The organism is Paenibacillus sp. J14 (genome assembly GCF_000518465.1).
Classification (GTDB): domain Bacteria; phylum Bacillota; class Bacilli; order Paenibacillales; family Paenibacillaceae; genus Fontibacillus; species Fontibacillus barengoltzii.
On sequence record NZ_JADQ01000029.1, the window covers coordinates 40744 to 57702 of the forward strand.

Sequence of the window (16959 nt, forward strand, 5' to 3'; positions counted from 1 at the left end):
ACAGTACAGTATGATTTTAAATTCTGTTGTAGCAGGCGATGGACCAGAAAAATCCGGAAGTACGATACATGCTAACCGGAGTACAGAATGCGGGGTATCTATTATGTTCTATTTTAAAAGTCGAAAGCTCATTTCCATTACTCTGACTTTCGTGTTGTTGCTGATTGTGGCGGTTCCATACGGTTCCGGGTCGGCGCATGCGGCGCAAGCGGGCAAGGGAAGCAGGTATGTGAAAGTCTCGGGGGGAGTGGATCATTCGCTGGCGCTTAGAGCGAACGGCACTGTCGTCGTCTGGGGATCGAATGCCCTTGGTCAATTGAATGTGCCGGCCGGGCTTGATGGGGTTGTGGCCATCGCGGCGGGTGGATATCATTCACTGGCTTTAAAGTCGGACGGATCCATCGTCACTTGGGGACGCAATAACTATGGTCAATTGAATGTGCCGGCTGGGCTTGACGGGGTTGTAGCCATCTCAGCTGGGATAGATCATTCGCTGGCGCTTAGAGCGGACGGCACCGTCGTCGCCTGGGGTCTGAATGGCCATGGTCAGACGAACGTGCCGACCGGTCTTGACGGGGTTGTGGCCATCGCGGCGGGTGGATATCATTCACTGGCTTTAAAATCGGACGGATCCATCGTCGCCTGGGGAATCAATAACTATGGTCAGACGAGCGTGCCGGCCGGTCTTGACGGGGTTATAGCCATCGCGGCCGGAATGAATCATTCGCTGGCGCTGAAATCGGATGGCACTGTCGTCGCCTGGGGAGATAATAGTGAAGGTAAAACAAGCGTGCCGGCCGGTCTTAACGGGGTAGTGGCCATCGCGGCGGACGGGTATCATTCGCTGGCTTTAAAGTCGGACGGAACCGTCGTTGCCTGGGGAGAGAATAGGTATGGTCAATCGAACGTGCCGGCCGGACTTGACGGGGTGGCAGCGATCGCCGCGGGATATCGGTATTCATTGGCTGTAAAGTCAGATGGATCCATCGTCGCTTGGGGAATCAATAACTATGGTCAGACGAACGTGCCTGCAGGGACTGCGATGCCTGTCAAGGGAATCGAGATCGCGGCGGGAGTGGTTCACTCGCTGGCGCTGAAGTCAGACGGCACCGTGGTTGCCTGGGGAGGCAACCCGGGAGATTTCTTTGAGGACGACGACCCGGATCTTGGTGAATTGACCCCGCCTGACGGGCTTACCGGAGTGAAGGCAATTGCCGCGGGATTGCATCATTCGCTGGCGCTGAAATCGGATGGTACCGTGGTTGCCTGGGGAAGAAAAGACACCGGCCAATCGACCGTACCTGCCGGACTGACCGAGGTGGTAGCGATCGCAGGGGGAGATCTTCACTCGCTGGCGCTGAAGTCAGACGGCACTGTCGTTACCTGGGGAGATTGGTTAAATGATGGAAGTGATGATCAAACGGAGGTTCCACCTGGGCTGACCGGGGTCGTGGCAATCGCAGCGGGAGTTATGCATTCGCTGGCGCTGAAGTCAGACGGCACTGTCGTTGCCTGGGGAAGTAATGGAGCTGGTCAAAGAGAGGTGCCGGACGATCTTAAGGCGCCGGGGGCCGTGGTGGCGATCTCGGCGGGATCCTTGCATTCGCTGGCGCTGAAGTCAGACGGTACCGTCAAAGCCTGGGGGGATAATTCTTTCGGTCAATCGGACGTGCCGCCGGGTCTCTCTGATGTGGTGGCGATCTCCGCAGGCGCAATGCATTCGCTGGCGTTGAAGTCAGACGGCACTGTCGTTGCCTGGGGAAGTGATATTTATAATCAAACGAACGTGCCGGCCGGACTCTCTGATGTGGTGGCAATCTCGGCGGGCGGAACCGTTTCGTTGGCGCTGAAGTCAGACGGCACCGTCATCGCCTGGGGGATCGACTCGGGAGATAACAAAGATTATGGTCAAACGGACGTGCCGGGCAATGACCTTCTGAGCGACCTGACGGTGCAGGAAGGCGATATCGACCCCGCGTTCTCTCCTTCGGTCACCGATTATACCTTCGACGACCTGTTGGTATCGAGCGTGCATATCAAGGCAACGCTCGCCGACTCGACTTACGCCCAGCTATATGTCGACAACCAGCCAATAGCGAGCGGCAGCACGGCGACCGTAAGCCTCTCGGGAGCGACGACGGTCATCCCTGTTCGGGTGGAACCGTATTTGAAACCGCCTCGGACATATACGATCACCGTGCAGAGGGACGCTGTGCCTCCCAACGTTCAATTTGATCCGAACGGCAAAAAGACGCCTGCGAAAACGGCGGAAAGCATCGTGACCGTGAATGATTCGGGGAGTGGTGTTGACGCCGACTCCCTGCAATACGCCTGGACGCAAAGCACGGCTGTTCCCGCGAGCGGCTGGACTGCTTTTGCGAGCGGCGATATGTTGCAGAAGACAAGCGGAGACGGCGACTGGTACTTGCATGTCCGCGCGCAAGATCTAGCTGGGAATGTCGCTGACGCCGTATCGAACGTGTTTCGACTGGACAACACGGCGCCGATACTTACGCTGAACGGCAGCAATCCGATGAACATCCCGCAAGGCGAGTCGTATGTGGAACCGGGGGCGGTGGCAACCGATGCGATCGATGGCGAGATTTCCGAAATCGCGATTACAGGCGTCGTGGACACGTCGCAACTTGGCAATTATCCGGTCCAATATACGGTCACGGACCGTGCAGGGAATACCGCGACGGTCACCCGCAATGTGTACGTGTACGACGGAGATGAGCCGACGATTTATTTGAACGGACCGAATCCGATGACGGTGGAAGCGAACAGTCGGTTTATCGATCCCGGAGCAACGGCGCAGGATCTGCAGGACGGTGACCTCACCGCATCGATCGTGGTAACGGGAACAGTGGATACCTCGACCCTTGGCACTTATACGCTTGCCTATGACGTTTCCGATACCGAAGGCAATGCGGCTGTGACTGTGACGCGTACGGTTTATGTGAAGGATACGCAGCCTCCAGTTCTCACATTGGTCGGCGATCCCGTGATGAGCGTACCGTTTGGTGCAGCGTTTACCGATCCCGGAGCACAAGCGACCGATGCCTATTACGGCGACGTCACCCATCTTATTGTCGTAAGCGGAGCCGTAGATACAAACAGGGCGGGCGAGTATACGCTCCGTTACAATGTGGCGGATCCGTCCGGCAACGCCGCCTCGGAAGTGACACGCACGGTGACGGTCTCCGCTCCTGCTGGATCCGGCGGCTCTAGTGGCTCTGGGGGTTCCGGAAATTCGGGGTACTCGGGAACGGGAGGCGGGTCTGCGGCGTTCCATCAGGTGATCATCAAAATCAACGGCGAGGTCAAACGGGTCGACGCATCGTACGAATCGTCCGACGGGCAACGTATAACTCGGATTTTCCCGACGGCGGGGCAATTGTCCGAAGCGTTGACAGTTCAGCAGGACTATATTCGGATCGAAGCACAAGACATTGGAGAGGCGGTCAAAATGGACCTTCCGGCCGCCCCGCTGCTGCATGCGGTAGAGCTTCAACAGGACGCTTGGTTGGAATGGAGCGTCGATGGAAATAGGCTGCGCCTTCCGCTCCACGTCCTGCAGGGCGTTCCAAAGGAGGCAACCGTAACCTTTGGGATCGCTGCGGCAGTCGGTTCCCTCAGTGATACCGCGAACGGAGCAATTGCTAGTGTCGGTGGGGAGCAGCTGCTCCCTCAACCGGTCGTTTATTCGCTGGAGGACCATGACGGCAGCAGCGTGGATTGGGGCCGAACATACGCAACCTTGACGGCCGTTCTGCCCGAACCTGCCAATCCGGATCAAGCGACGGCTGTACGCATCGACAATCACGGGCACCTTCGGTTCGCCCCTTCCGTTTTCAGCAACGACGGTCTAGTGACGATCCGTTCGCCTTACGACGGTGCGTATACGGTGATCGCATCGGATCAATCGTTTGCGGATGTGAATGGGCATTGGGCGAAAGAGGATATCGTCCTGATGGCGAACAAGCTGCTGGTTGAAGGAAGAGGTCGGGACCGGTTTGTACCGGACGATAACATCAGCCGTGCTGAATTTGCCGCCATGCTCGTGCGGGCCCTAGGGCTGGACGATGAACCGAACGGAGCGACGCCTTTCCGGGACGTGACGCCGGGTACATGGTATGAAGGAGCTGTCCGGGCGGCAAATGAGGCGCAGCTGATTGACGGCTTCGAGGACGGGACGTTCCGTCCGGCGCAACTCATAACCCGTGAACAGATGGCGGTCATGCTCGTCAGGGCGATGGAGTACGCGGGATCTGCGCCTACTGCCAACGGGACGTCGAAAACGTTCGACGACGCAGCAGACATCGCGCCATGGGCGGACGCAGCGGTGGATGGACTGACGGGAGCCTCCATCATCCACGGTTTGAGTGAGACGACGTTTGGTCCCCGGGAACATGCGACCCGCGCACAAAGCGCTGCCCTGCTGAAGCGGATGTTGCAGGCGATGCAATTCATCAATCCGTAAGATCGTACGATGATTCAGGATTACAGGAGCTTCTCCAACTGGGTTAGCCAGGGGAGAAGCTCTTTTTTCTTTATATGGGAATTTTGCAAAAACGGGGTTTTCGTCAGCACAACACAAGGCGTTCACAAATGAAAGGAAAGCATGAATAGTATTTTTGCAAGGTTGTGGTATAATAAAAAAGTGTGTGAATGTCGGCTAAAAAGATAATATCCCACATCCTTAGGAGGATTGAAACCCATGCCATTAGTATCGATGACAGATATGTTGAACAAAGCCCTTGCCGGCAAATATGCCGTAGGCCAGTACAACATCAATAACCTGGAATGGACCCAAGCCATTCTTGCTGCAGCAGAAGAAGAGAAATCCCCAGTCATTCTGGGCGTTTCCGAAGGTGCTGCCCGTCACATGGGCGGTTTCTACACCGTTGTTAAAATGGTGGAAGGCTTGCTGCATGACATGAAAATCACTGTACCTGTTGCGATTCACCTCGACCACGGTTCGAGCTTTGATAAATGTAAAGAGGCGATTGACGCTGGCTTTACTTCCGTTATGATCGACGGCTCCCATCATCCAATTGATGAGAACATTGCCATGACGAAGAAAGTGGTTGAATACGCACATGCCAAAGGCGTTTCGGTTGAAGCTGAAGTAGGTACTGTCGGCGGTCAAGAAGATGACGTTGTTGGCGGTATTCAATACGCTAAACTGGACGAGTGCGTCCGTATCGTTAACGAAACTGGCATCGATACGCTGGCTCCTGCGTTGGGTTCCGTTCATGGTCCTTACAAAGGTGAACCTAACCTGGGCTTTAAAGAAATGGAAGAAATCCGCGATGCTGTTAAAATCCCGCTCGTTCTTCACGGTGGGACAGGCATCCCAACGCATGATATCGCTAAAGCGATCTCGCTCGGTACTTCCAAAATCAACGTGAACACGGAGAACCAAATCGCGTTTACGAAGGCTGTTCGCGAAGTATTGGCTGCGAAACCGGATGTATACGATCCTCGTAAATACATCGTTCCTGGCCGTGACGCGATCAAAGCCACGGTTGTTGGAAAAATCCGTGAATTCGGCTCCAACAACAAAGCTTAAGAATCAACATCAAGCGTGTGCGCCGTACTCCTGTCTTAGGCGGGTTGCGGCGCAAACTTTAGGACGGACAAGGGATTGGACCGTTCAGCTGAATAAGGTGACTTGGAGAGCACACCGCCTAGACGGTGTCTTTCCATTTCTGCCGCTAAAAATCATGGGCTTGTGTACCGACGCAAATACGTAGGGGGATCCTGGACTTATGGAGAAATTAATGATTCGTGGCGGACGTCCGCTGCGCGGAAGCGTTTCGATCAGCGGCGCCAAAAACAGCGCGATAGCGTTGATTCCAGCTGCGATCTTGGCAGAATCCGAGGTGGTTCTGGATAACTTGCCGATATTAAGTGACGTGGCGGTATACTCGGAGATTTTGGAGGAGCTGGGTGCCCGCGTCCTGTGGGATGGCAATCAGATGCGCATCGATCCCACCCATATTCGTTCCATTCCGATGCCCAACGGGCCGGTAAAGAAGCTGCGAGCTTCCTATTATATGATGGGGGCTTTGCTAGGACGTTTCAAAGAAGCGACCATCGGTTTGCCAGGGGGTTGCAACTTTGAACCTCGTCCAATTGATCAGCATATCAAAGGATTTGAAGCTTTAGGGGCGACCGTGACGAATGAACACGGCGCGATTCATTTGCATGCAAAAGAGCTGCGCGGGGCGAAGGTATACCTGGATGTCAGCAGCGTTGGAGCAACCATTAACATTATGCTGGCGGCCACAAGAGCCAAAGGCGCTACAATTATCGAAAATGCGGCGAAAGAGCCTGAAATTATAGATGTGGCCACTTTGTTAAACTCCATGGGTGCAGTAATTAAAGGGGCTGGTACGGAGACGATCCGAATCGAAGGCGTTACGGAGCTGAAAGGCTGCCGTCATTCTATCATTCCTGACCGGATCCAAGCCGGGACTTACATGATTGCTGCTGCAGCAACCCGGGGCGATGTCTTGATCGACGGCGTGATTCCGAAACATCTGGAGGCGTTGACGGCCAAGCTGCTGGAAATGGGTGCTCATGTGGAAGAGCTCGATGAAAGCATTCGAGTGATTGGACAACCAGAATACCAACATGTTGATGTCAAGGCATTAGTCTACCCGGGGTTTCCGACGGATATTCAATCGCCGATGACCAGTTTGTTGACGCAGGCGAAAGGGGTCAGCGTGCTGAGCGATTTTGTCTACAGCAATCGATTTAAGCACGTGCCGGAGCTGGTACGGATGGGCGCGAAAATCCGCGTCGAAGGCCGTTCTGCTATCATCGAAGGCGGACCGCTGAATGCGGCGAAAGTGAAGGCGGCGGATTTGCGCGCCGGGGCCGCGCTGGTTGTAGCTGGACTTACGGTGCCGGAAGGTACGACAGAAGTCTTTGGCGTGGAGTTAATTGACCGAGGATATGACCATCTGGTGCCCAACTTACGGGCATTGGGTGCAGATGTATGGCGGGAGATGGAAGAATAACTTTCCGTTTTTGCGCATAAGTTGCCAAGGATAGGGCATAATAGGCGAGTAAGTCTATCATTACGCCATACTTCATAGTTTTCAATAAAATTGAATAGGTGGTTATTTTAATATGGATCTTCAAATCGCCGATTTGGAAGGGATGAAGCTTACCGAGCTGTACAAGCTGGCAAAGCAATATCAGATCCCTTATTACGGCCAATTAAAGAAGAAAGAATTGATTTTTGCTATTTTAAGGGCACAGGCTGAACAAAGCGGTCTGATGTTTATGGAAGGCGTGCTCGAGATTTTGCCGGAAGGGTACGGTTTCCTCAGACCGATCAATTATCTGCCCAGCACGGAGGATATTTACATTTCCGCATCGCAAATCCGCAAGTTTGATCTGCGCACCGGAGACCTGGTCTCCGGGAAGTGCCGTACACCGAAGGAAAATGAGAGATATTTCGGCCTCCTGCAAGTCAACGCCGTCAACGGTGAGAACCCGGCCATTGCGGCGGAACGTCTGCATTTTCCAGCGCTGACTCCACTCTATCCGCAGACCAAATTGGTGCTTGAAACTTCCCCAAATCATTTATCCACCCGCATTATGGATTTGCTTGCCCCGGTCGGACTCGGCCAACGCGGTTTGATCGTGGCACCGCCTAAAGCAGGGAAGACTTTGCTGCTGAAGGAAATTGCCAACAGCATCTCCACCAACAATCCCGACATTGAGTTATTCGTACTGTTGATCGACGAACGTCCGGAAGAGGTTACCGATATGCAGCGTTCGGTCAAAGGCGAAGTGATCGCTTCTACGTTTGACGAGCTGCCGGAGAACCATATCAAGGTGGCGGAGCTTGTGCTGCAGCGCGCTTTACGGCTGGTGGAGCACAAGAAGGACGTTGTGATTTTGCTTGATAGCATTACGCGTCTTGCACGTGCCTATAACTTGGTGGTTCCGCCGTCAGGGCGTACGCTCAGCGGGGGGATTGATCCGGCCGCGTTCCATCGTCCGAAGCGGTTCTTTGGCTCAGCCCGGAATGTGGAAGAGGGCGGCAGCTTGACGATTTTGGCAACGGCTTTGGTGGATACCGGTTCGCGGATGGACGATATTATTTATGAAGAATTTAAAGGTACGGGGAATATGGAGCTGCACCTGGACCGGAAATTGGCGGAACGCCGGATCTTCCCGGCAATCGATATTCGCCGCTCCGGTACACGGCGTGAGGAAGTGCTCCTGAGCAAAGAAGAGCTGGATACGATCTGGTCGATCCGGAAGAACATGAACGACTCTTACGACTTTGTGGAAGGCTTCCTCAAAAAGCTGCGCGAATGCAAGACGAATGCCGAATTCCTGGCTTCTTTTGATGTGTCCGGGAACAATTCGGGCGGCAGCAATGGCGGTGCACGTCGTCCGGTGCGGTCGGGCTCTACTTCCTCGCGGTCGAGTTCGGCTTCTACGAGCGCTGGCACTACGCAAAATACTACGGTTTAAAGAGATCTCTCGGGAGGGCTTGCTTGGCTTCCCGCGATGAATACAAAGAGGAGAACAACATGTACTTAGTGTATGCAGATGAACAAGGACAGGTCTATGATCATCCGTCGCTGTACGGCTTAGCTCGCAGTGCGGATATGATCGTAGAGATTATGGAGGATGAGCTGATTCCGCTTCCTGAAGGGGCGACGTTGGTGGGCTTGCCGTCCACCCGACCAATCGGAATGGACCCGGAAACGGGCGAAATGAAGCCGCTCCCTGGGAATGTTCAGGCGGTCGGCGCTCTGCTCCCGCAAGGCTATACCCGTCTTTGTTTGCCGGGGTATGTGAAGACGGACAGAGATTATAAGCTGCCTTTGTTCGGGTATTCTGCGGTGGTTTGGAAGGACGGTCAGTTTTACGTGACCGCGCGCCTGTCGGATGATCCCGAGAAGTGGAATCCGCTCAATTGTGATCCTCTTGAACTCAAAAGTCAGGTGAAAGCCTACACCTCCCGTTATCCAGAGAATCGGCTGTACGAACATTTATCGAATTGTGCGTTAGGTTATGAGTGCCTGACCGCATCCAATACGTTTTTGAATCGCTGGGAAGGGGCCGTTCCCGTTTCCTATTCTTGTAATGCGGGCTGCTTCGGTTGTATTTCCGAGCAACCGGATGACAGCGGATTTGTCTCCCCGCAGACGCGGATGAACTTCCGCCCGCGTGTCGAAGAGCTGGTGGAAGTGATGCTGGAGCATCTGAAGACGCCGGAGTCGATTATCAGCTTCGGCCAGGGGTGTGAAGGAGAACCGTCCACTCAGGCCAAGCTGATTATTGAGGCGATACGTGAAGTGCGGCGCCAGACGGATATGGGGTATATTAATATCAACACTAACGCGGGGCTCACGGATCATATCCGCGGGATTGTGGATGCCGGTTTGGATCTGATGCGGGTCAGCACGATCAGCGCGCTGGACGATCATTACAACGCTTATTACAGACCGCGTGGCTATACGCTTGCGAATGTGGAGAAATCGTTGAAGTATGCGGCGGATCAAGGGGTGTATACTTCGATCAACTATTTGATTTTCCCTGGTGTTACGGACCGGGAGGAAGAAATCGAAGCGATGATCGACTTCTGCCGCCGTACCAAGCTGAAGTTGATTCAATTGCGCAACCTGAATATTGACCCGGAAAGCTACCTGGAATTGATTCCGAAGGCCAAAGGGGAGATACTTGGGATGAAGCAGGCAATTGAGATTTTTCAGGAGGAGCTGCCAGACGTGGTCATCGGATCGTATACGCATGTGCCGCCGGCGGAATTGGCTCGGGTTAAGGTACGAGGATAAAACAGGCAATTGCGCGAAAGGTTGCCCCATGCTATAATGCGTTTGTGTGTCATATAACTCTGGGCACGACTGAGGCTCAGGGCGGAAAGAGGTGAAAGAAGATGAAAGAAGCAGTTCAACCGAAATATTACGTGACTACTGTAACTTGCGCTTGCGGTAACACGTTTGAGACGGGTTCCGTGAAACAAGACCTGCGCGTTGAAATTTGCTCCAACTGCCATCCATTCTTCACCGGGAAGCAGAAATTCCTGGATGCTGGTGGACGTGTGGATAGATTCAAAAAGAAATACGGTATCTAAGATACCCTTGCACAACAAGCGAAATGACGAAGAACGTCTCTGCCGATCTGATGATGGGCGGGGGCGTTTTTTATTTTTTTAAAGTTAAGTTTCAAGAGTGGGAGGGGACGGCAGTGGACTTTGATCAGGCGCATCGCTTGTGGTTGGACACGCATCGTAAACGCCGTTCGGGTGAGCGAAAAGACCGCTTAGAACGAGGGCATGGGCATGGCGAGCAGTTGTTTTTGCGTAATGTATGGTGGCCTTTGCGGGGGGATTTGGATCATCTTCATCCGGAGTATGAGATTTCGGATTGGCGGGGGCGCCCGTATTTTGCGGATTTCGCTTGGTTAACAGAGGCTGTGAAGCTCATTATCGAGGTGAAAGGCTTTGGACCGCATGTTCGCGATATGGATCGTACAATGTATAGCCGGGAGCTGAACAGGGAGGTTTTTCTGCAAGCTATAGGGTACCGGGTGGTTTCCCTGTCCTATGACGATGTGGAACGGCAGCCGGAAATTTGCATCATGCTGCTTCGCATGCTATTGAGCCGATTTGAGGTGTCTGGGCAACAGGCGGATCTTCCCAAGCTGGCGCTGAAATCAACATTATTGCAGGCCGTTCAGTTAGGCAGACCCATTCGTCCGAAGGATGTTGAGGCGCAACTTGGTGTAAATCATCGAACGGCGGTGCGATATTTACAGCAGTTGTGTGAGCTGGGAGCGGTGGTCAGGGGCGGCGCGGTGTACCTTTTGGCTGGTTCACTGTTGCGATAGAGATCGGATGACGGAAGGTGGCGTATAATCAGCCGGTTGGTGATTGTGACCGGGGGTGGCGACGAGCGTACAAACTAAAAAAAGGTCGGAGACGATAGCCGACAACGGTCCGCTCTTCATCTCCAACCTGCCTAATGAGGAATAACTTACTTCTTAAACTCCACAGTTTCCTTCAAACCATTCCATTCTTCGCTCTTGATGATGCCGAGGCGCCATAGGGCGATGCCCTTCAGATCATAGCGTTTCGCCAGTCCGATCAGCGTTTTGACGGTGTTCTGGTCCTCGCTGTCCATATTTAGCCCCAGGAGCAGCTTGCTGGCGCTTGTCTCTTTCAGAGCCAGGCGGATCGCTTCGTCCACTTTGTCTGCGGGTTGCGGCCGGCCGCTATTGTTTCCTTGGAGATAATCGTAAGCCATGATCACGATTTCGTCCGTCAGCGCTCCCAGCGTTTTGTAGTCATAACCTTGATAGGATGAGTTCAGCGGGTGAAGCGCCAAGGACAACTTGAGGCCAGCCGCCCGGGTTTGTTTTGACAATTCTTTGACGAAGTTGTTAAAAGCTTGCCGCGTTGCCGTCTTCTCTGTCGTTAAGCCAAGCCCCTCGAAATCGAGCATAATCCCTTGAAATGACTTCGCAGTAGCAGCATTCACCATATCGGTTATCGCCTGCTGCTGTAGGGCTGGATCCTCCAAGATCCGGGTCAATTCGCCTTTTCCATCGCTGGCGAAGACCATCAAATAAGGCAAGGTACGTGCCGATGCCGCTTCATTTACGAGGCTATCTGCCGTCACGTTGCCCGCGGGTTGCGGAAGTCTAAACACATCCCCCGTTTGCGTAAACTCTCCTTTCTCGTTGATCCGGCTCCAGCCGAAAGCAACAGCGTCCAGACTCGGAATCATTCCAACATCTGAGAAGGAGGAAATAGCATAGAACCCCAGCGTATACATCCGTTTTTGCGGGGAGGCGATGGATACGGTCCGAGAAGATTGGTCCCACCCGACCTGGGCCCCAAACTGCTGACTGAAGAAGCTAAGCGGAATCAGGGTATTGCCTCCAACGGACCGGGGCGCAACTGCCAGTGGCACGGAGGTGCTGTTCACTTTGGCCGTTTTGTTGTTCAGCGTTAACTGAACATGAATAGCTTCAGCGCCTGTGCCTTTAATCGCGGTAATCGTTTTGGAAGCTTGGTTCCAAGTGACGTTGATGCCAAGCGCTTCGGATATGGAGCGGAATGGAACCAGCGTCGTGCCGTTTACAATCATGGGTTCACCTGCAAAATCCAGCGGGTATCCGTCCAGCAAAATTCGAACCGGGGATGCCGCTTCAACCCGGGATGATTGCAAGCCGACCAAGCCGCCAGCTAGCAGGGCGATGCTCAGCAAGAGCTTCCCAATTATTTTCATTTGTTTCCCCTCTCTCACTCACTTCAATTTTCCCATTTCCTTATTCTATTAATATAGCAAAATATAACTAGAGTTGCATGAGAGAGCGCGCACAACTCAGTGATAGTCGAGGCATAAGCAAGGCAAATCCGCCAACTTCTTCCCTCCGGTTGCATTTTAGACAGGCATGAGCTATACTTAGTTTCACCGTGCTAGATGGGGAGGTAGCGGTGCCCTGTAACTCGCAATCCGCTATAGCGAGGTTGAAGTCCTGTTAGAGGTCTTGCCGATGTGAGGCCGGTCTTTACGGCAGACGTTGACGGACGGGTCCTCCGCAAGGAGTACCTGTGAACCTGGTCAGGTCCGGAAGGAAGCAGCCATAAGCAGTCCTACTCCTGTGCCGGAGGGCAGCCTGTCCCGAGTCTTGCCGTAAAGGTGCCGCTCGGATCGCAATGATCGATAACAGGTGCACGGTACATATTGGATCAGAATACATCTTTGTCTGCGGACAGGGGTGTTTTTTTTGTACATAGACCAAAAGGCTATAGTATAATAAGGGAACGACAACCGTCGTTTAAGGAAAGAAAGAGGTGCCGCAGAATGGAGCATATTGCGCTGTACCGGGCTTGGCGGCCGCAGTCGTTTCAAGACATGGTGGGGCAGCAGCATATCATTCGCACATTGCAGAATGCGATCCGTGAACAGCGGCTGTCGCACGCTTATTTGTTCAGCGGTCCGCGTGGAACCGGGAAGACCAGTGCGGCCAAAATTTTGGCCAAGGCGGTCAACTGTGAAAAAGGACCCGCAGCAGAACCCTGCAACGAGTGTGATGCATGCCGGAGAATCACGGCCGGTGCTGTCATGGATGTACTTGAGATTGACGCCGCTTCCAACCGGGGGGTTGAAGAAATCCGCGATTTGCGCGAGAAAGTGAAATATGCCCCTACGGAAGTGCGGCAGAAAGTTTATATTATCGATGAAGTCCATATGTTAACGACGGAAGCGTTTAACGCGTTGCTGAAGACTTTGGAGGAGCCGCCTCCACACGTCATGTTTATTCTGGCAACCACTGAACCGCATCGTTTGCCGGCTACGGTGATATCGCGTTGTCAGCGTTTTGACTTCCGCCGGGTATCGTTGGAAGAGCAAAGCGAACGGCTGCAGATGATCTGTGAGCAAGAAGGCATCGAAGCGGAGAAGGAAGCCATCGAGTATATCGCCCGATTGTCTGACGGCGGGATGCGGGATGCGTTAAGCATCTTGGATCAAATTGCTTCCTTCTCGGGGCGCAAGGTCTCTTATCAGCAGGTGCTGGACATGACCGGCGGCATCGCCTCCCGGCAGTTTGCAGAGCTGGCCAAAACGCTGCTTGACGGCGATATCGGCGGGATGCTGCAGATGATTGACGGCTTCATGCAGGAAGGCAAAAGCGCAGACAAGTGCATGGAGAACCTGCTTTACTATTTCCGTGACTTGCTGATGGTCAAAATGGTGCCGCAAGCGGACAAGTTGACGGAACGTGTGCTGGATCCACAGGATTTTGCGGAGATTGCCGAGGGCTTCTCCAAATCGCAGTTGTTCCGAATCATCGATACGCTGAACCACTATCAGACCGAAATGAAATATGCCGTGCAGCCCCAAACCTTGTTTGAGGTTGCTCTGTTGAAGATCTGTACGTTTGGCAAAGACGGCGCCGAAGAGCACCCAGCAGGGGCTCGCAGTGCTGGAACGGGAGGCGGAGCATCCGCTGATGCTGCTGAGGTCCAACAACTGCGGCGCCAGCTTGCAGACTTGGAGGCGAAGCTGGAGCGAGCGTTGCAAGGCGGGCTTGCCGCCGGTGGTTCCGCCTCGGGAGCGGGGGCTGGAGGCCATCGTCCATCGCGAAGCCCTGCGCCGCGCGTCGCCTCGAAAGCCAAAATCCCCGCAGGGATGGATCATTATCTAGCCAACCGCAATAGTCCGGAGTTCTTTGACATCCAGCAAAAATGGAATCAAGTACTCCAGGCTGTCAAGGATGCTAAAATTACAGTCCATGCGTGGTTCGTGAACGGAGAGCCTGTATCCATTCTGGAGGATAATGTGCTGGTGGCGTTTAAGAATGATATTCACCGGGAGACCACCGAGAAGCCGGCCAATAAACAAGTCATTGAAGCGGTCCTGGAGCGTCAACTGGGCAGACCGTATCACTTGGTCACCATGATGCTGAAGGATTGGAACGATGCGCTGCAAGGGGCGGGCGAACGGTCAGACGGTGAACCGTTCGAGCTGGAGCATCCGCTGGAGGAAGGCGCGTCTGGATCCGGGAAGGAACCTTGGGTGGACGAAGCGCTAAATATGTTTGGGGATGATCTGGTCGTCATCAAGGAATAACCCAACGAATGGCTTGGGATAGGCACCAGATTGTGGTTATATTTTTCCAATTATTGCATGATGTGCATGTAGACCAAATTAAGGAGATGTGAAGCAGATGAACAATATGAATCAAATGATGAAACAAGTGAAAAAAATGCAGGAGCAAATGCTCAAAGCACAGGAAGAACTGGCCAACAAAACCGTAGAAGGCAGTGCGGGCGGCGGAGTCGTTACCGTGCAGGTGAACGGTCACAAAAAAGTACTGAACCTGACGATCAAACCGGAAGCAGTAGATCCGGACGACGTGGAAATGCTGCAAGACTTGGTGTTGACTGCGGTGAATGACGCTTTGACGAAGGCGGAAGAATTGGCAAACCAAGATATGGGCAAATTTACAGGCGGAATCAAAATTCCAGGCCTGTTCTAATTCTAGGAACTGAAGGAGAAGGCCCCATTGTATTATCCCGAACCGATCGCGAAGCTGATCGATGCTTTTACTCATTTGCCTGGTATTGGGCCGAAGACGGCAGCCAGATTGGCCTTTCATGTGCTGAACATGAAGGAAGATGATGTCATTGATTTCGCTAAAGCGCTGGTCAGCGTGAAGCGGAACCTTCATTACTGCTCTATCTGCTGTAACATCACGGATACGGATCCGTGCCGGATTTGTCAGGATAAGACGCGGGACGCTTCCGTGATTTGCGTTGTGCAGGAATCTAAGGACCTGGTCGCCATGGAGCGGACGAAGGAGTTTGATGGCTACTATCATGTGCTGCAAGGGGCAATCTCGCCGATGGAAGGCCTGGGTCCGGATGATATCCGGCTGAAGGAGCTGCTGAATCGCTTAAGTGATGAACGAGTGAAGGAGCTTATCTTGGCAACTAACCCGAACATTGAAGGGGAAGCGACGGCGATGTATATCTCCCGTCTTGTGAAGCCCTTTGACATCCGCGTCACCCGGATTGCCCACGGGTTGCCGGTCGGCGGCGACTTGGAGTATGCGGATGAAGTGACATTATCCAAGGCGTTAGAAGGACGCCGAGAAATTAATTAGTCTTTTTTCTATCGCTTGAAACGAAAGAACTTTAAGCCCTGAATTCCGTTGGGGCTTAAGGTTCTTTTTGCTTTTTTCGACGATGCGAAGGTTCTAAGTTTGTCCTTTCCCCGATACACATGAAGTAAAAAACGGATGGGGAGGCGATTGGCTTGAAGATCTTGAAGCGCTGGGGAGTAGGGCGCTCGAACCTGGCTCACAGGAAAGATGCGATGGCATATAAGCGAGAACTGTATGAAGAAGTGATCAACGCATTAAAAGAGTGGGAGCGGGCCAGCATCGCTTTTCAGGAGGCGGTAGGGCATGATGAAGTGGACGTGGCGATCTACACCCTGGAGGCGGCTGAACGCAGGTATCAAATTCAACTGAAGGCGGCGAAGCAGGCAAAGGTCGATTGGGATGCCTTTCGGAATGGTTCATATTTTGGCTAAGCTCAAGACCATTTGATTATGAGGTGAGTGAAAATGAAGCTGTTACTGATCGGTACGTTAGTTGTGTCATCGGCATTGTTACTGTACATTTTATTTTCGCGTAAGATCGGTTTAGCATGGCTTTCCCGTTTGGGGTTACATGTTGTGCTTGCGGCGCTTGGCCTTTATGTGATTAATTTCTCCGGTTTATTAACCGAAGTGTATATCCCGTTAAATCCGGTGACGTTAAGCACGGTATTGGTTCTTGGACTTCCCGGCGTCGCGCTGTTGGTTGGCCTAAAATTAACCATGATCTAGGAGTTGACGGAGCTTCAATTTCTGTGGTACATTATAAATCGCTTCTCCGAGAGGACAAGCTGGACAAGACCTTCCGATGATGATTTTTAAAAAAAGGTCTTGACTAAAGAAAAGACACTGTGATATATTATAAAGGTCGCTGCTGAAACAAAGAACGGCGACGAAATGAAAGTTTGATCTTTGAAAACTGAACAACGAGTGAGTAATTAAACTGAGATTTTTAATCTCGTCAGTTTATCTAAATGAGCAAGTCAAACACTACTTTATTGGAGAGTTTGATCCTGGCTCAGGACGAACGCTGGCGGCGTGCCTAATACATGCAAGTCGAGCGGAGTTTATCGGGAGCTTGCTCCTGATNAACTTAGCGGCGGACGGGTGAGTAACACGTAGGCAACCTGCCCGTAAGACTGGGATAACTACCGGAAACGGTAGCTAATACCGGATACGCAAGTCTCTCGCATGAGGGGCTTGGGAAAGGCGGAGCAATCTGTCACTTACGGATGGGCCTGCGGCGCATTAGCTAGTTGGTGGGGTAACGGCTCACCAAGGCGACGAT

The 16959-nt window shown here is 53.0% G+C and carries 13 protein-coding genes, 1 rRNA gene and 1 other RNA gene; 14 read left to right on the forward strand and 1 reads right to left on the reverse strand.

Features of this window, described 5'->3' with window-relative positions; translation table 11 throughout:
• Positions 1-103 precede the first annotated feature (103 nt).
• From M891_RS24665 to M891_RS23885, 7 genes are all read left to right on the forward strand, one after another.
• Positions 104-4483 (forward strand): RCC1 domain-containing protein, encoded by a 4380-nt coding sequence (locus M891_RS24665; protein ID WP_051416979.1) that lies wholly within the window; start codon positions 104-106, stop codon positions 4481-4483.
• A gap of 237 nt (positions 4484-4720) precedes the next feature.
• Complete coding sequence (gene fba, locus M891_RS0112645) at positions 4721-5575, forward strand: class II fructose-1,6-bisphosphate aldolase (protein ID WP_009226822.1); 855 nt, start codon at positions 4721-4723, stop codon at positions 5573-5575.
• A 199-nt stretch (positions 5576-5774) separates the two neighbouring features.
• Entirely contained in the window at positions 5775-7031 is a 1257-nt protein-coding gene (locus M891_RS0112650; RefSeq protein ID WP_028539102.1) for a UDP-N-acetylglucosamine 1-carboxyvinyltransferase, read from the forward strand.
• 112 nt (positions 7032-7143) lie between these two features.
• A complete protein-coding gene (gene rho / locus M891_RS0112655; protein WP_028539103.1) occupies positions 7144-8505 on the forward strand; it encodes a transcription termination factor Rho in 1362 nt (453 codons plus the stop codon).
• Between the two features lie 59 nt (positions 8506-8564).
• On the forward strand, positions 8565-9833 hold the full coding sequence (locus M891_RS0112660; RefSeq protein WP_028539104.1) for a radical SAM protein: 1269 nt from the start codon (positions 8565-8567) through the stop codon (positions 9831-9833).
• Positions 9834-9934: 101 nt separating this feature from the next.
• Positions 9935-10132, forward strand: a complete 198-nt coding sequence (gene rpmE / locus M891_RS0112665) for a 50S ribosomal protein L31 (protein ID WP_016314610.1) — start codon at positions 9935-9937, stop codon at positions 10130-10132.
• A gap of 113 nt (positions 10133-10245) precedes the next feature.
• Entirely contained in the window at positions 10246-10887 is a 642-nt protein-coding gene (locus M891_RS23885; protein WP_036700367.1) for a hypothetical protein, read from the forward strand.
• A gap of 146 nt (positions 10888-11033) precedes the next feature.
• Here the strand turns inward: M891_RS23885 and M891_RS0112675 are convergent, their stop codons facing one another.
• Positions 11034-12290, reverse strand: coding sequence for a stalk domain-containing protein (locus M891_RS0112675; RefSeq protein ID WP_028539105.1), 1257 nt, complete (start codon positions 12288-12290; stop codon positions 11034-11036).
• Between the two features lie 186 nt (positions 12291-12476).
• On the opposite strand from M891_RS0112675, the gene ffs reads away from it, so the two are divergent.
• The 7 genes from ffs to M891_RS0112705 form a co-directional block, all read left to right on the forward strand.
• Positions 12477-12743, forward strand: an RNA gene (gene ffs / locus M891_RS24965) — signal recognition particle sRNA large type.
• Positions 12744-12869: 126 nt separating this feature from the next.
• Positions 12870-14639: a DNA polymerase III subunit gamma/tau gene (gene dnaX / locus M891_RS0112680; protein WP_028539106.1), complete on the forward strand. Its 1770-nt coding sequence runs from the start codon at positions 12870-12872 to the stop codon at positions 14637-14639.
• Between the two features lie 97 nt (positions 14640-14736).
• Positions 14737-15048 (forward strand): YbaB/EbfC family nucleoid-associated protein, encoded by a 312-nt coding sequence (locus tag M891_RS0112685; protein WP_009226830.1) that lies wholly within the window; start codon positions 14737-14739, stop codon positions 15046-15048.
• Positions 15049-15075: 27 nt separating this feature from the next.
• The gene (gene recR / locus M891_RS0112690; protein ID WP_016314604.1) at positions 15076-15675 is read left to right on the forward strand and encodes a recombination mediator RecR; all 600 of its coding nucleotides are present in this window, start codon (positions 15076-15078) and stop codon (positions 15673-15675) included.
• Positions 15676-15887: 212 nt separating this feature from the next.
• Positions 15888-16106, forward strand: coding sequence for a hypothetical protein (locus M891_RS0112695; RefSeq protein WP_051135041.1), 219 nt, complete (start codon positions 15888-15890; stop codon positions 16104-16106).
• Positions 16107-16139: 33 nt separating this feature from the next.
• The gene (locus M891_RS0112700; RefSeq protein ID WP_028539107.1) at positions 16140-16403 is read left to right on the forward strand and encodes a pro-sigmaK processing inhibitor BofA family protein; all 264 of its coding nucleotides are present in this window, start codon (positions 16140-16142) and stop codon (positions 16401-16403) included.
• Between the two features lie 263 nt (positions 16404-16666).
• A 16S ribosomal RNA gene (locus tag M891_RS0112705) occupies positions 16667-16959 on the forward strand; the annotation flags it as partial.

Excerpts from the sequence above, each read along its gene's own strand:
- M891_RS24665 (WP_051416979.1), top strand. The coding sequence starts at position 104 with ATGTTCTATTTTAAAAGTCGAAAGCTCATTTCCATTACTCTGACTTTC.
- fba (WP_009226822.1), top strand. The coding sequence starts at position 4,721 with ATGCCATTAGTATCGATGACAGATATGTTGAACAAAGCCCTTGCCGGC.
- M891_RS0112650 (WP_028539102.1), top strand. The coding sequence starts at position 5,775 with ATGGAGAAATTAATGATTCGTGGCGGACGTCCGCTGCGCGGAAGCGTT.
- rho (WP_028539103.1), top strand. The coding sequence starts at position 7,144 with ATGGATCTTCAAATCGCCGATTTGGAAGGGATGAAGCTTACCGAGCTG.
- M891_RS0112660 (WP_028539104.1), top strand. The coding sequence starts at position 8,565 with ATGTACTTAGTGTATGCAGATGAACAAGGACAGGTCTATGATCATCCG.
- rpmE (WP_016314610.1), top strand. The coding sequence starts at position 9,935 with ATGAAAGAAGCAGTTCAACCGAAATATTACGTGACTACTGTAACTTGC.
- M891_RS0112675 (WP_028539105.1), bottom strand. The coding sequence starts at position 12,290 with ATGAAAATAATTGGGAAGCTCTTGCTGAGCATCGCCCTGCTAGCTGGC.
- dnaX (WP_028539106.1), top strand. The coding sequence starts at position 12,870 with ATGGAGCATATTGCGCTGTACCGGGCTTGGCGGCCGCAGTCGTTTCAA.
- M891_RS0112685 (WP_009226830.1), top strand. The coding sequence starts at position 14,737 with ATGAACAATATGAATCAAATGATGAAACAAGTGAAAAAAATGCAGGAG.
- M891_RS0112695 (WP_051135041.1), top strand. The coding sequence starts at position 15,888 with ATGGCATATAAGCGAGAACTGTATGAAGAAGTGATCAACGCATTAAAA.
- M891_RS0112700 (WP_028539107.1), top strand. The coding sequence starts at position 16,140 with ATGAAGCTGTTACTGATCGGTACGTTAGTTGTGTCATCGGCATTGTTA.